The following is a 14700-nucleotide window of genomic DNA, read 5'->3' on the forward strand; positions in this document are numbered from 1 at the left end:
CCGGGTCCGTCCAAGCAACATCCTGACCCCGGACCGACACTGCCATGCCCGTCCTCTGGATCCTTCTGATCGTCTTCGCCATCGCTGCCGCGGGCTATGTCCTCGGGGCACGGCGCGTCGATGCGCTGTCCGGCGGCGATCATCGCCGCCTGCATTCGCGCACGACCTATTACGGCTGGAACGTCGCGCTGTTCGCGCTGGTCCCTGCGCTGCTGCTGCTGATGCTGTGGCTTTTCGCGCAGCCTCTGCTGATCGAGCGAACCGTCAGCAGCTATATCCCCGACAGCGCCATCGCCGAGGGCGAAACCCGCGGAATCGTGCTGGGGCAAGTGCGCGACGTCGCGGGCACGCTGAACCGGGCGGTGAGTGAGGATGTCATCACCGATGTCGAGGCCGCCAACCTGCAGCCTGACGACGCCGAGGTGATGGATCGTCTGAAAGCAGCGGAACTGCCCATCCTGACCACACCAGAAATCCTTGGCGCCGCCAAGGCTCATCGCAGGATGGTCGAGACCGCATCGACCTGGCTGGGCATTGTCGTTATCGCGCTGGCGCTTCTGTGGGCCGGCTTCGCCTTGTGGCGGACCTCGCCCGACTTCCGCGCCCGCAACGTGGTCGAGCAGGTGATCCGTGGCGTTCTGATCGGTTGTTCCTGCATCGCGATCGCGACGACGGTCGGCATCATCCTGTCGCTGGTTTTCGAGACGATCAACTTCTTCCAGCTCTACCCCTGGCAGGCCTTCTTCTTCGGCACCGAGTGGACCCCCAGCTTCGGCGGCGGCTCCGAACTCGGGATGCTGCCGCTCCTGTGGGGCACGCTCTACATCTCTTTCATCGCGCTGCTGGTCGCAGTCCCGATCGGGCTGTTCGCGGCGATCTACATGTCGGAATACGCGTCCCGTCGGGTGCGGTCGCTGGCCAAGCCCGTGATCGAGATCCTCGCGGGCATTCCGACCATCGTCTACGGTCTTTTCGCGCTGGTCACAGTAGGTCCGCTGCTGCGCGACTGGATCGCGCAGCCCATGGGTCTGGGCAACAGCGGCTCGTCCGTGATGACCGCAGGGCTGGTCATGGGGATCATGCTCATCCCGTTCGTCAGTTCGCTGTCGGATGACATCATCAACGCGGTGCCGCAAAGCCTGCGTGACGGCAGCCTGGGCCTTGGCTCAACCCATTCCGAAACCATCAGCAAGGTGGTCCTGCCCGCGGCGCTGCCCGGTATCGTCGGGGCGATCCTTCTGGCCGCCAGCCGCGCCATCGGCGAGACGATGATCGTCGTTCTCGGCGCCGGTGCGATGGCGCAGATCAGCGGCAATCCGTTCGAGGCGATGACCACGATCACCGTCAAGATCGTGGGCCAGCTGACCGGCGATAACGACTTTGCCAGCCCCGAGACGCTGGTCGCCTTCGCGCTTGGCCTGACGCTGTTCGTGATCACGCTCGCCCTCAACGTCCTCGCGCTCTACATCGTGCGCAAATACCGGGAGCAGTACGAATGACCGATGCCACCGGACCCATTGCCCGTCAGGCGGGCAGCCGATCCCTGCTGACGCCCGATGCGCGCACGAAGAAGCGTAATGCGGCCGAGGCACGGTTCCGCGCCTATGGCGTCGCCGCCATCGTGACCGCGGTTCTCGCGCTTTGCTTCCTGCTGTTCACGATCATCCGCGATGGCCATTCGGCCTTCCAGCAGACCTACGCCTCGATCCCCGTGACCCTGCAGGCCGAGATCGTGGACCCCGAGGGGAACCGCGACCCGGCCGAGATGGCCAAGGTCTATTCGATGAGCTACGGCCGCATCCTGGACGATGCCTTGACCCAGTGGATCGAAGCGGAAGGGATCGAGATCGAAGGGCTGGAAGCGTCCGACATCAAGGGCTTCTTCTCGGGTGAGGCGCAGGCAACGTTGCGCTCGCAGATCCTTGCGGACCCCGAGCTTGTAGGCACCACGGTGGACATGACCGCGCTGACATCTTCGCGCGTGGACGGGATGTTCAAGGCCAGGGTGACGGAAGAATCCGCGGCGCGCGACGCCAAGACATCGCCCGCCCAGATCGCGCTGGCCAATGCGATGAAGGATCGCGGCGCGCTGGTCACGAGGTTCAACACCGGCTTTCTGACCAAGCCCGACGCGTCGGACAACCGCGCCGAGGCGGCCGGGATCGGCGTCGCGATCCTTGGCTCACTTTACATGATGCTGATCGTGCTGGTGCTTGCGCTGCCGATCGGGGTTGCGGCCTCGATCTACCTGGAAGAGTTCGCGCCCAAGAACAGGTTCACCGACCTGATCGAGGTGAATATCTCGAACCTCGCCGCGGTACCGTCGATCGTCTTCGGCATCCTTGGGCTTGCCGCCTTCATCAATTTCGCAGGTCTTCCGCGGTCCGCGCCCATCGTGGGCGGCCTGGTGCTGACGCTGATGACGCTTCCGACGATCATCATCTCGACCCGCGCGGCGCTGAAGGCGGTGCCGCCTTCGATCCGCGACGCGGCGCTTGGCGTCGGCGCCTCGCGCATGCAATCGGTCTTTCACCATGTCCTGCCTCTGGCGATGCCGGGCATCCTGACCGGCACGATCATCGGATTGGCGCAAGCGCTGGGAGAGACTGCCCCGCTGTTGCTGATTGGGATGGTGGCCTTCGTGTCGACCTATCCGGCCGCGCCGCCCGAAGGGTTCTTCGATCCCGCCTCGGCCCTTCCAGTGCAGGTCTACAACTGGACGCAACGCGCCGATCCGGCTTTTTTCGAGCGGGCCTCGGGGGCGATCATCGTGCTTCTGGTCTTCCTGCTCTGCATGAACCTGCTGGCGATCTGGCTGCGCCGCAAATTTGAACGCCGCTGGTAATAGGGCGAAGGATGACGACAATGGACAGCGCACATCTGACGGAAAGAACGATGCAGACCATGGCCGACGACATCAAGGTTCAGGCCCGCAACGTGCAGGTCTTCTACGGCGACAAGCAGGCGATCAAGGATGTCGATGTCGATATTCTCGACAAGACCGTGACCGCCTTCATCGGCCCCTCGGGCTGCGGCAAGTCCACGTTCCTGCGCTGCATCAACCGGATGAACGACACGATCCCGGTCGCGCGGGTCGAGGGTCAGATCCTGCTGGACGGCGAGGATATCTATGACCGCCGCGTGGACCCGGTGCCGCTGCGCGCCCGCGTGGGCATGGTGTTCCAGAAGCCGAACCCGTTCCCGAAATCGATCTATGACAACGTGGCCTATGGTCCCCGCATCCACGGCCTGTCGCGCAACCGTGCGGAACTCGACGGCATCGTCGAGCAGGCGTTGCGCGGCGCAGCCCTGTGGGACGAGGTCAAGGACCGTCTGTCTGAACCGGGCACCGGCCTGTCGGGCGGCCAGCAGCAGCGGCTGTGCATCGCCCGTGCCGTCGCCACGGCCCCCGAGGTCCTGCTGATGGACGAACCCTGTTCGGCACTCGATCCGATCGCGACCAGCCAGGTCGAAGAGTTGATCGACCAGTTGCGGCAGGACTATTCGGTCGTGATCGTCACCCACTCGATGCAGCAGGCCGCCCGGGTCAGCCAGAAGACCGCCTTCTTCCATCTGGGCAATCTGGTCGAATACGGCGACACCGACGACATCTTCACGAGACCGCAGGACCCGCGAACGGAATCCTACATTTCGGGCCGCATCGGCTGATCCTGGGAGGACATGAGACAATGAACCGCGACAGCAAACATATCTCTTCAGCCTTCGACCGCGATCTGGAAACGGTGCAGGCGCTGGTCGTCAAGATGGGCGGAATGGTCGAACAGGCCATCATCGATGCCGCTACCGCACTGGAGAACCGCGACGAGGATCTGGCGCAGGAAGTTCGCCGCCGGGATCGCGCCATCGACGAGCTGGAAGCCCGCACGAACGAAGAAGCCGCGCGGCTGATCGCCTTGCGCGCGCCAACGGCGACGGATCTTCGGGTCGTCTTGTCGGTGATCAAGATCGCGGCCTCGTTGGAACGGGTAGGGGACTTTGCCAAGAACATTGCCAAGCGCACGGGCGTTTTGGCGCAATTGCCGCCGATCAGCGGGTCGGGCTCGTCCTTGCGGCGGATGTCGGTCGCGGTCGAGCGCATGCTGCAGGACGCGTTGGACAGCTACATCCAGCGCGACGCGACGTTGGCCGAGGATGTCCGTCAGCGCGACGTCGAGGTGGATCAGATGTACAACGCGCTGTTCCGCGAGTTCCTGACCCACATGATGGAGGACCCGCGCAACATCACCGCCTGCATGCACCTGCATTTCATTGCCAAGAACATCGAGCGGATGGGTGACCACGCAACGACGATCGCCGAACAGGTGATCTACCTGGCGACAGGCGTGATGCCCGAGGAAGCGCGCCCCAAGGGCGACAGCACCGCCCGCCCGCAGCCCGTCGATCAGGGCTGAGCCGATGGCGGAAACCCATGCCCCCTGCGTGCTGGTCGTCGAGGATGAAAGCGCGCAGCGCGAGGTCCTGAAATACAACCTCGAAGCCGAGGGGTTCGAGGTGAAGCTGGCCGAAAACGGGGATGAAGCGCTGCTCCTGGTGCAGGAAGAGCGTCCCGATCTGGTCGTGCTGGACTGGATGTTGCCGAATGTCAGCGGCATCGAGGTGTGTCGCCAAATCAAGGCCGATCCCGACACACGGCCGATCCCGATCATCATGCTGTCGGCGCGCGGGGATGAGGTCGATCGCGTTCGCGGTCTGGAAACCGGCGCGGACGATTACGTCGTCAAACCCTATTCGGTGGTCGAGCTGATGGCACGTCTGCGCACGCAGCTGCGGCGGACGCGGCCCGCGACGATGGGTGAACGGCTCAGCTATTCCGATATCATCCTCGATGCGGGTGAGCATCGCGTGTTCCGGGGCGGCAAGGCGCTGCATCTGGGGCCAACGGAATTCCGGCTGCTGTCCACGCTGATGGAAAAACCGGGCCGGGTCTGGACCCGCGAACAATTGCTGGATCGGGTCTGGGGGCGCGACATTTATGTCGATACGCGCACGATCGACGTCCATGTCGGTCGGTTGCGCAAGGCGTTGATGACCCATGGCGGCGACAATCCGGTGCGCACCGTTCGAGGGACGGGCTACGCGCTGGGGTAGATCCGGCCGCTATTCGTGCCGGGCTGCGCGGATCTCACCACCGGTCAACACAGGTGCGGCGTCGTGCCGTCCCGAATCGAAGATTGCCGCGACCCGCTCAAGCGCCGCGAGGATCAGCGCCTGCTGCCAGTCCTCCAGCTTCTCGAACTCCCGCACATAGCGCTGCTGCAATGCGTCCGGCGCCTCTTTTCCGGCGGCCTCACCCGCCTTTGTCAGCGTGACATGAGTCTGGCGCCGGTCCGTGTGCGACGGCACCCGACTGACCATTCCACGCGTCACCAGCTTGTCGACAAGCGCGGTCACGGTCGCCTGCGACACGCCCATCTGATGGGCCAGATCGGTCGGCGTGTCATGCCCGTCATGGGCGGCGAGGATCTGCAAAACCCTAAGCTGTGCGGGTGTCAGGCCGACCGATTGCGCCAGTTCGCGAGAGTACAGTTCGGTCGCGCGCAGGATGCGCCGCAGCGCGATCAGGCTCTGGTCTGTGCGATCGCGAGGGATGTCGGTCATGGCTGGGCGCACGGGGATCTCGTTTCAGGTCGGTGAAGAAGTACTTTGGGGTTGACACGAGTTTCGTCAAGCCGACTCGCGAAAAAATCGAACTCTTTGGGAACCCGATGCAGATTTGAAGCGCTATACACGCAGGATCGTGCTGCGAGCGGGTTGATTTCTGCACCTGCATAGTTTACTTAGCTTACCAAACTAAACGGAGGCGAGACCCATGCCCAAGGACGTCATGAACGAAGAAGCTCTGATGCGGAAAACGGAAGAAGTCCGCTTTCGCAAGCCCGACGCCAGCGACGGCGCCGCGATCTGGGAGCTGATCCGCGCATGCTCGCCGCTGGATGAGAACTCGATGTACGCCAACCTGATTCAGGCTGACCATTTCAGCGACACCTGTGTCGTCGCCGAACGGGGCGATAAGATCGTGGGCTGGGTCTCGGGCCACATGATCCCGAACGAGGAGAGCTTCTTCGTCTGGCAGGTGGCTGTCAGCGAAAAGGCCCGCGGCCTGGGCCTAGGCAAACGCATGCTTCGCGATCTTCTGGATCGCGACGAGACAGAAGGCGCCAAGGCACTGAAGACGACGATCACGAAAGACAATGATGCATCGTGGGCGCTTTTCCGCAGCCTTGCCCGCGACATCGGCGGCGAACTGACGGATGAGCCGCATTTCGAGAAAGACGAACATTTCGACGGGGCGCACGACACCGAACACATGGTGACGATCCAGTTGGATGACGAGGCCGCGAGAAGCGCCGCCTGAACCAACCGCTGACCCCGACTACACTCGAATTCAAGGAGGCCCCATGACCAGCAACATGGAACCTGAAACGAATATCTACGAACGCCGCGAAAGTGACGCACGCTCCTACTGCCGCGCTTTTCCCGCGACCTTCACCACCGCGCGTGGCTCGGAAATCTTCACGCAAGATGGCGGCCGCTACATCGACTTCCTGGCTGGTTGTTCATCGCTGAATTACGGTCACAACGATCCGGACATGAAAGCTGCCCTGATCGACCATATCAGTGCCGACGGCATCGCCCACGCGCTTGATTTCCACACAGATGCGAAAGAGGCTTTTCTGAAAGCCTACGAGGACAAGATCCTCAAGCCGCGTGGTCTTGACTACAAGGTGATGATGACCGGCCCGACCGGCACCAATGCGGTCGAAGCAGCGATCAAGCTGGCCCGCAAGGTGACCGAGCGTCGTAATGTCATTGCGTTCACCAATGCCTTCCATGGCATGACGATGGGCGCGCTGGCGTTGACCGGTAATGCCGGCAAGCGCGGCGGTGCGGGCGGCGGCTCGCTGGCCGATGTGACCCATATGCCGTTCGAGGGCGCGATGGGTGACGACGTCGACACGCTTCAGTTCATCGAGGCGATGTTGGACAACCCGTCATCCGGAATCGACGCACCCGCAGCCTTCATTTTCGAGCCGATCCAGGGCGAGGGCGGTCTGAACGCCGCATCGAATGAGTGGATGCGCGGCATCGAGAGGATCGCGCGCAAACATGACGCGCTGCTCATCATCGACGACATCCAGGCAGGTTGCGGCCGTTCGGGCAGCTTCTTCTCGTGGGAAGCCGCCGGCATCAAGCCCGACATGGTGACGCAAGCGAAGTCGCTTTCGGGTTACGGCTTGCCCTTCGCTGCGCTGCTTATCCGCCCCGAACTGGACGTCTGGAAGCCGGCCGAACACAACGGGACGTTCCGTGGCAACACCCACGCCTTCGTCACGGCGCGTGTCGCGATCGAGAAGTTCTGGTCGGACGACAGCTTCGCCAAATCCGTCCAAGACAAGGCCGAGCTCTTGACCGAGAACTTCCAGCAGATCGCCGGGATGATCGATGGCGCCAAGCTGAAGGGCCGGGGCATGATGCAGGGCATCGATGTCGGCTCGGGCGAACTCGCCAGCGAAATCTGCGCCCGCGCCTACGACAAGGGCCTGATCATCGAGACATCGGGTGCCGAGGACGAGGTTGTCAAATTCCTGGGTGCTTTGACGACGCCGGAAGAACTGATCCGCGAGGGCTTCGGCATCCTGCGCGACGCGACTCGCGAGGCCTTGGCCGAGCGCAAGTCCACGTCGATTGCCGCAGAATAAGGAGACGACGATGATTGTACGCGATTTCAACGCCCTGAAGGGCACCGACCGCCATGTTGCCGACGCGCGCTGGACATCGACCCGGATGCTGCTGGCCGACGACGGAATGGGCTTCTCGTTCCACATCACGGTTCTGGAAGCCGGCTCGGAGCACACGTTCCACTACAAGCACCATTTCGAGAGCGTCTACTGCATGAAGGGCAAAGGCTCGATCACCGATCTGGCCACCGGCGAGACGCATGAGATCAAGCCGGGCGTGATGTACGCGCTGAACCTGCACGACAAGCACGTGCTGCGCGCCGAGGAAGAGCTGCACATGGCATGCTGCTTCAACCCGCCCGTGACCGGCAATGAGGTGCATCGCGAGGATGGCTCCTACGCGCCGGCAGAAGAACTCGCCGACTGACGAGCTGCATATGACCCATACCGTTGAAAAGATCGGCGGGACGTCGATGTCCCGCTTGGACGAACTGCGCGACACGCTGTTTTTGGGCGGCGAGCGCCAAAGCCCCTACGGCCGTATTTTCGTCGTTTCGGCCTTTGGCGGCATTACCAACCTGCTGTTGGAACACAAGAAGTCGGGCAAGCGCGGTGTTTTCGCGGCCTTCGCGGATGGCGACGAAGCGTGGCGCGAAAGCCTTGAAACGGCTGCCGACGCGATGGTCGAAGCTCACCGGTCGGTTCTGTCGAGCAAGGACGACATCGCCCGCGCAGACGAGTTCGTGGCAGAGCGGATGCAGGGCATGCGCGATTGCCTGACCGACCTGATGAGCCTTTGCGCCTACAGTCATTTCAGCCTGTCCCAGCACATGCTGCAGGTGCGCGAGATGCTGTCGGGCTTGGGCGAAGCGCATTCCGCATTCGTCGCGACGCTGATGCTGAACCGTGCTGGGGCGAAGGCGACCTTTGTCGACCTGTCCGGCTGGCGCGACGACGGAGAGGTTTCATTGGACGAAAGGATCAACGCCGCGATGGAGGGGATCGACCCGTCGCAGGAAATTCCGATCGTCACAGGGTACGCGCAGTGCCGCGAAGGCCTGATGAAGGAATTCGATCGCGGTTATTCTGAGGTGACGTTCTCGCGGTTGGCGGCCCTGACGGGCGCGTCCGAGGCTGTCATTCACAAGGAATTTCACCTGTCCTCTGCGGACCCGAACCTTGTTGGACACGATGTCGCCCGCAAGCTCGGTCATACGAACTACGATGTGGCCGATCAGATGTCGAACATGGGGATGGAAGCGATCCATCCGAGTGCGGCGAAGACCCTGCGGCAAGCCGACGTGCCGCTGCGTGTGACGAATGCATTCCAGCCTGACGATCCCGGCACGCTGATCGACGATCGCCCGGCCGAAAAGCCGGCGGTGGAGATGGTGACCGGCCTCGATATCGTGGCGCTGGAGGTGTTCGAGCAGGACATGGTGGGCGTGAAGGGCTACGACAGCGCCATCCTCGAAGTGCTGACCAGCCATGGCGTGCGCATCGTCTCCAAGGTCTCGAACGCCAACACGATCACGCATTATCTGGATGCGTCGCTCAAGCGTATGGGCGGGGTGGAGCGCGATTTGGCGCGGCTTTATCCCAATGCGGAAGTGTCCGCGCGTCCGCTGGCGATGGTGTCGGCGATCGGCCGCGATCTGGGCGGGCTGTCCGTCCTGACCGATGGTCTGCGCGCGCTTGCCGACGCCGGGCTCTACGCACTGGGCGCGTCGCAAGGACCGCGTGACGTGGATGTGCAGTTCATCCTTGATCGCGACGCGCTGAAGGACGCGATCCGGGCGCTGCACGAAGCGCTGATTGCCAAGGACCGGAACGGCGTCGCTGAGGCTGCCTAAGCTTCAGCGACCCGTAATCCCCGGGAACATGATCAGCAGGGCGACCGCGAGGATCTGCAGGCAGATGAACGGCAGTAGCGAGCGGAAGATCACACCCAGCGAGATGTCCGGCGGCGCGACCGACTTGAGGTAGAACGCCGCCGGGCCAAAGGGCGGGGACAGGAAGCTGACCTGCATGTTCATGCAGAAGAGCACCCCGAACCAGACCGGGTCCATCCCCAGATCGGTGATGATCGGCACGAAGATGGGCATGGTCAGCAGCGCGATTCCGACCCAGTCGAGGAAGGCGCCCAAGAAGAACAGGATCGCCATCATCACCAGAACGATCACGGTCGGGTTGTCCGAGATGCCGGTGATCAGTTCCGATACGAAATCGACCCCGCCCATCAGGTTGTAGACGCCAACGATGGCCGTCGCGCCGATGCCGATCCAGACGATCATGCCGACCGTCGCAAGCGTCTGCATCGCGGCACCGCGCAGCAGTGAGTAGCTGAACTCTCCGCGCAGGATGGTCGACAGGATCACGCCGCCGACGCCGATCGCGGACGCCTCAGTCACGGATGCGATGCCACCGTAGATCGAGCCGAGCACCATCACCACGACCAGCATCGGCAGGGCGAGGCCTTTGAGCAGCCTCAGCTTTTCCTCACGCGGAACCGGGGTCGGATCGACATCCGGAACGGCGCCCGGCGTCAGGTAGGCGCGGGCCAGGATATAGGCGCAGTAGAACATCGCGAGCATGAAGCCCGGCAGGAACGACGCGGTGAACAGCGCCCCGATCGAGACGTTTGCGGTCAGGCCGTAGATGATCAGCACGATCGACGGCGGGATCATGGTGCCGAGCGAGCCGCCGGCGCACACAACGCCGATGGCGAGACTGCGGTCGTAGCCAAGCCGCAGCATCTGCGGCAGCGCGAGCAAGCCCAGAAGCACGATCTCGCCACCGATGATTCCCGACATTGCGGCCAGGATCACCGACACGAACACGGTCTGGATCGCGACGCTGCCGCGCACGCGGCCGGCGAAGAGTTTCATCGCGTCGAAGAGGTCGCGCGCGATGCCGGAGCGGTCGAGGATCGCCGCCATCAGCACGAACATCGGCACCGAAACGAAGACGAAGTTCATCACGAAGGAATAGACGCGGCTGGTGATCAGCGGGATCGCCATCGGCCCGAACCAGCCAAGCGCGAAGATCAGCGCGACCAGCAGCGTGACGAATGCCAGCGGCATCCCGGTGAGAAGCAGGCCGACCAGCATCGCGAACATGACCAGCGTGCCAGCCTCGATACCCAGAGCCTGAAGATTGAAACTCAGATCCCACATAGGCTCAGCTCCGTGCCCGGCGGGCGTAGTTGACGGCGAAAATCAGAAACTGCGCGACCAGCAGGATCATGACGACGAAGATGAATAGCTTGGTCAGGGCAGGGGTAGGCGGGTTCCACGCGCTGCCGGTCGTTTCCAGGCGGATATCTCCTGCAGGCGTCCAGACCGCACGCGTGACCATGTGCCAGGCCGCGTAGGCGAAAAAGCCCGAGGCGATGGCGCAGATGATCGAGATCAGGATGTCGAAGATCCGTCGGACCGGAGGCGACAGCCAGTCATAGATCAGCACGACGCGAATATGGCTGTTGCGGGCGGTGCAGTAGAGGCCGCCAAAGGTGAAGGCGAGGCCGCAAAGGAAGACGGTCGTCTCGTGCGCCCAGATCGTTGGTCGGTTGAAGATGTAGCGTAGGAACACCTCCATCAGCAGGACGGCCGCCGAGATGACGATCCCTGCCGCAAAGATGTAGGCGACGCGGTCCACCAGCCGACCCATCAGCCCGGCTTCGGGCGGGATGACCATGGCACCCGGCTCTTCGCGCAAGCCTTCGCTTGTCGCGGCGAGGTCGATCTGTTCGCGGTTTTCGCTCATGGCTCCCCCCTTCAAACGGTGCGGCCGCCCCGCGACGGCGGGACGGCCGGCTCTGTCGTTACTGTGCCAGCAGGCCTTTTTCGTTCAGATAAGCCGTCAGCTGGTCATAGACTTTCTGAGCCATCGGCGATTCCGAGGCGATCTTTTCCCATTCGGCCTGACCCAGGGCGCGGAACTTGGCACGCTCTTCGTCCGACCAGTCGTGGACCGTGATCTTGCCGCCGGCCTTCGCTTCCTCGACCGCAGCCTCGTCCGCCTCGCGGTTGCCCTGCAGCTGCGTCTGCTGGAATTCCTTCACCGTCTCCTCCAGCAGTGTCTTCATGTCGTCGGGCAGCGCGTCCCATTTCGCCTGGTTCATCGACACTTCCACAAGCGGCAGCGAGTGGAAGCCCGGATAGACCGGGTGCGGCGCAATGTCGTTCATGCCCTGCTGCTGGTTGACCGAAAACACCGAATAGTCGGCCGCGTCGACCACGCCCTTGTCGAGCGAGGTATAGACCTCGGCCGAGGGCAGGTTCACGGGCGAGGCGCCGGCTGCCGCGAAGACGTTGGCGATCGGACCTTCGGGCGTGCGGACCTTGACGCCCTGCAGGTCATCGACGCCGTCCAGCGGCACGCGCGACACGAAGGCTTCCAGGCCCGGGGTCGACACGCCGATGAAATGCAGCCCGTAGCTGCCCAGCAGCTCCTGCATCAGCTCCTTGCCGCCGCCATTCTCGACGAAGTCGATCATCTGTTCCGGGGCCGACCAGGCACCGACCGGGTTCGAGATCAGGCCGAATGCCGGGTCCTTGCCTGCCCAGTACGAACTGTCGCAGATCTGCCCGTCGAGGATGCCGGCCGCTACCGCGTCCAGCGTCTCGTTGTATTCGACGACCGAGCCGGTGGGCAGCAATTCGATCTCGATCGCGCCGTTGGACCGTTCGGCGACCAGTTCCGTCCAGCCCTTCTGGAACTCGAAGTTGGGGTTGCCCGCCGGGTCCGACGATTGGAACTTGAAGCTGTATTCCTGTGCGCTGACAGCGCCGGTGGTCAGAAGCAGGGCCATCGTGGCCGCATGGATCAGTTTCATCTGTTGTCCTCCCTGAAGTTCATGTCTTTGATGGTGATCGGGCACGTTGGCCCGTGGCGATCGGCGGGTTTACGGGCCGCCGCGCGGGGTGCGGGCCGGCTGGCCCTTTCTTCCTGCCTCGTCGCCGAGGCCGAAACTCACGTCCAGCAACGCCGGATCGATGTTGCGTTCAAGCCGGTCCAGCATTTCCAGCCCGGACTGGACCACGCGGTCAGAGGCGGCGCGGGCACGCGCAACGTCGCCGTCCAGAACGGCATGCATGATGGCAAGGTGATCGCCGACCGTCTCGTCCAGACCCTTCGGGCCGCTGATATGGGTGATATCGAGAAAGCCCGCGCGCCGCCCGAGCGCTTTCAGCGGACGCAGGCTACGGTCCAGAAATCGCTCGCGCGAAGCCTCGATCATCAAGCGGTCGAAGGCTTTGTCCAGAACGTTGAAGCGATCAAGCGTGATGCCGTTCCGCTCGTCCTCAAGCCGGCGCATGAGATGGTGAAGACGGGCACGTTCGTTGCCTTCCATCCCCGAAATCACCGCGTCGACAACGAACCGGTCCATCGACAGTCGCAGACCGGCCAGCCGCCGTTCGCGGGCCAGATCGACGGGCGAGACGCGCAATCCATTGCGCGGCTGAACGTCCAATAATGTTTCCGCGGCCAGCCTGCGCACCGCCTGGTGGACCGGCGTCCGACCAAGTCCGGTCAGTGCCTGAAGATCCTGTGTTCGCAGCGTCGCGCCGGGCTGAATCCTGGTGGCGACGAAAAGCTCTTCGATCCGTTCATAGGCCGTGGTGGTCAGATCGCCGTGCGGAATGACCTGGGCAATGTCTGTGGATGCGCGCTCCAGCGCATCCTCCGTCGCCACCGATCTTTCGTCTTGCAGACCCAAATGAACGCTCCTAATGATGTTTCGTGATATTTCACACCATATCAAATCCGTCAACGTGATTCGAAAGAGGACCGAGGGTGAAGATTACCGCGATCGAGACGCTGCGCACCGAGGAGTTCTCGAACGTCCTCTGGGTCAGGCTGCACACCGATGAGGGCCTGGTCGGGCTTGGCGAGACGTTCTACGGCGCCGAGGCGGTCGAGGCGCATATCCACAACACGCTGGCGATCCGACTGCTTGGAAAGGACCCGACGCGGATCGAGGCGCTGAACCGGGCGATGGTCGATCTGCCGATGGCGCAAAGCTCGACCGGGGTCGAATACCGGGCCGCTTCCGCCGTCGACATCGCGCTGTGGGATCTGTTCGGCAAGCTGACCGGGCAGCCGGTCCACAATCTGCTGGGCGGGCTGAATTGCGACCGGCTGCGCGTCTACAACACCTGCGCAGGCTACGGCTATGTCCGCAGCCACAACATTCGTCCGGTCGATACCTGGAACATCGGCAGCGCCGAGGGCCCTTACGAAGACCTCAACGCCTTCATGACCGATGCGGGCGCCTTGGCCGAAAGCCTGCTGGAAAGCGGCATCACCGCGATGAAGATCTGGCCGTTTGACCCGGCCGCGCAGGAAAACCGCGGCATGTCGATCACTGCGGCCGAGATGCGCAAGGCGCTGGAGCCGTTCGAGAAGATCCGCAAGCGCGTCGGCGACAAGATGGACATCATGGTCGAGATGCATTCGCTGTGGAACCTGCCCACGGCGATGAAGATCGCCCGCGCGCTGGAGCCCTACGACCCATATTGGTTCGAGGACCCGATCCGCATGAACTCGCCGCAGGCGCTGCAGGAATTCGCGCAATCGACACACGTCCCGGTCTGCGCGAGCGAAACGCTGGGCTCGCGCTTTCCCTACAAGGATATGCTGGACCGCGGCGCGACCGCAATCGCGATGGTGGATCTGTGCTGGACCGGCGGCCTGACCGAAGGCCGCAAGATCGCGGCGCTGGCCGATACCGTGCACAAACCTTTTGCACCGCACGATTGCACGGGCCCTGTCGCGTTCGTCGCGGCGATCCACGCCTCGTTCAGCCAGCCCAATACGCTGATTCAGGAATCGGTGCGGTCATTCTATACCGGCTGGTACAAGGAACTCGTGACGAAACTTCCGGTGATCCGCGATGGCCACGCGCTGCCGATGGAAGGGCCGGGCCTGGGGACCGACCTGCTGCCTGCAGTCTATGAGCGCAGCGACCTGACACTGCGCAGGACGGAGATCTGAC

General features: G+C 63.2%; 15 protein-coding genes. 10 read left to right on the plus strand and 5 right to left on the minus strand.

The genetic code is table 11. From position 1 onward, the window contains the following. The first annotated feature begins 44 nt into the window (after positions 1-44). The 5 genes from pstC to phoB are packed head-to-tail and all read left to right on the plus strand — an operon-like array spanning position 45 to position 5109. Positions 45-1499: a phosphate ABC transporter permease subunit PstC gene (pstC, locus tag MLD63_RS04200; protein WP_255328633.1), complete on the plus strand. Its 1455-nt coding sequence runs from the start codon at positions 45-47 to the stop codon at positions 1497-1499. Then, positions 1496-2845, plus strand: a complete 1350-nt coding sequence (pstA, locus tag MLD63_RS04205) for a phosphate ABC transporter permease PstA (RefSeq protein ID WP_255328634.1) — start codon at positions 1496-1498, stop codon at positions 2843-2845. The genes pstC and pstA overlap by 4 nt, the downstream gene beginning before the upstream one ends. A gap of 20 nt (positions 2846-2865) precedes the next feature. Next, positions 2866-3669, plus strand: a complete 804-nt coding sequence (gene pstB / locus MLD63_RS04210; RefSeq protein WP_304363988.1) for a phosphate ABC transporter ATP-binding protein PstB — start codon at positions 2866-2868, stop codon at positions 3667-3669. Between the two features lie 20 nt (positions 3670-3689). Further along, a complete protein-coding gene (gene phoU / locus MLD63_RS04215) occupies positions 3690-4412 on the plus strand; it encodes a phosphate signaling complex protein PhoU (RefSeq protein WP_255328635.1) in 723 nt (240 codons plus the stop codon). A 4-nt stretch (positions 4413-4416) separates the two neighbouring features. Then, a complete protein-coding gene (gene phoB / locus MLD63_RS04220; RefSeq protein WP_255328636.1) occupies positions 4417-5109 on the plus strand; it encodes a phosphate regulon transcriptional regulator PhoB in 693 nt (230 codons plus the stop codon). A gap of 9 nt (positions 5110-5118) precedes the next feature. On the opposite strand, the gene MLD63_RS04225 is transcribed toward phoB, so the two are convergent. Continuing rightward, positions 5119-5619: a MarR family winged helix-turn-helix transcriptional regulator gene (locus MLD63_RS04225; protein ID WP_255328638.1), complete on the minus strand. Its 501-nt coding sequence runs from the start codon at positions 5617-5619 to the stop codon at positions 5119-5121. A gap of 211 nt (positions 5620-5830) precedes the next feature. On the opposite strand from MLD63_RS04225, the gene ectA reads away from it, so the two are divergent. The 4 genes from ectA to MLD63_RS04245 are packed head-to-tail and all read left to right on the plus strand — an operon-like array spanning position 5831 to position 9553. Continuing rightward, on the plus strand, positions 5831-6376 hold the full coding sequence (gene ectA / locus MLD63_RS04230) for a diaminobutyrate acetyltransferase (RefSeq protein ID WP_255328639.1): 546 nt from the start codon (positions 5831-5833) through the stop codon (positions 6374-6376). A gap of 43 nt (positions 6377-6419) precedes the next feature. Further along, entirely contained in the window at positions 6420-7721 is a 1302-nt protein-coding gene (ectB, locus tag MLD63_RS04235; RefSeq protein WP_255328640.1) for a diaminobutyrate--2-oxoglutarate transaminase, read from the plus strand. Positions 7722-7731: 10 nt separating this feature from the next. Further along, the gene (locus tag MLD63_RS04240; RefSeq protein WP_255328641.1) at positions 7732-8127 is read left to right on the plus strand and encodes an ectoine synthase; all 396 of its coding nucleotides are present in this window, start codon (positions 7732-7734) and stop codon (positions 8125-8127) included. A 10-nt stretch (positions 8128-8137) separates the two neighbouring features. After that, positions 8138-9553: an aspartate kinase gene (locus MLD63_RS04245; RefSeq protein WP_255328642.1), complete on the plus strand. Its 1416-nt coding sequence runs from the start codon at positions 8138-8140 to the stop codon at positions 9551-9553. Positions 9554-9556: 3 nt separating this feature from the next. Here MLD63_RS04245 and MLD63_RS04250 read toward each other — a convergent pair whose 3' ends face one another. From MLD63_RS04250 to MLD63_RS04265, 4 genes are all read right to left on the minus strand, one after another. After that, a complete protein-coding gene (locus tag MLD63_RS04250) occupies positions 9557-10876 on the minus strand; it encodes a TRAP transporter large permease (protein ID WP_255328643.1) in 1320 nt (439 codons plus the stop codon). 4 nt (positions 10877-10880) lie between these two features. Next, complete coding sequence (locus MLD63_RS04255) at positions 10881-11396, minus strand: TRAP transporter small permease subunit (RefSeq protein WP_439957635.1); 516 nt, start codon at positions 11394-11396, stop codon at positions 10881-10883. A gap of 127 nt (positions 11397-11523) precedes the next feature. After that, positions 11524-12537: a TRAP transporter substrate-binding protein gene (locus MLD63_RS04260; protein WP_255328645.1), complete on the minus strand. Its 1014-nt coding sequence runs from the start codon at positions 12535-12537 to the stop codon at positions 11524-11526. A gap of 69 nt (positions 12538-12606) precedes the next feature. Next, positions 12607-13398, minus strand: a complete 792-nt coding sequence (locus MLD63_RS04265) for a GntR family transcriptional regulator (protein ID WP_255328647.1) — start codon at positions 13396-13398, stop codon at positions 12607-12609. A 101-nt stretch (positions 13399-13499) separates the two neighbouring features. Here MLD63_RS04265 and MLD63_RS04270 point away from each other — a divergent pair, with 101 nt between their 5' ends. After that, a complete protein-coding gene (locus tag MLD63_RS04270) occupies positions 13500-14699 on the plus strand; it encodes a mandelate racemase/muconate lactonizing enzyme family protein (RefSeq protein ID WP_255328648.1) in 1200 nt (399 codons plus the stop codon). The last annotated feature ends 1 nt before the right edge of the window (position 14700 follow it).

It is taken from the genome of Paracoccus albicereus (assembly GCF_024359525.1).
Taxonomy (GTDB): Bacteria; Pseudomonadota; Alphaproteobacteria; order Rhodobacterales; family Rhodobacteraceae; genus Paracoccus; species Paracoccus albicereus.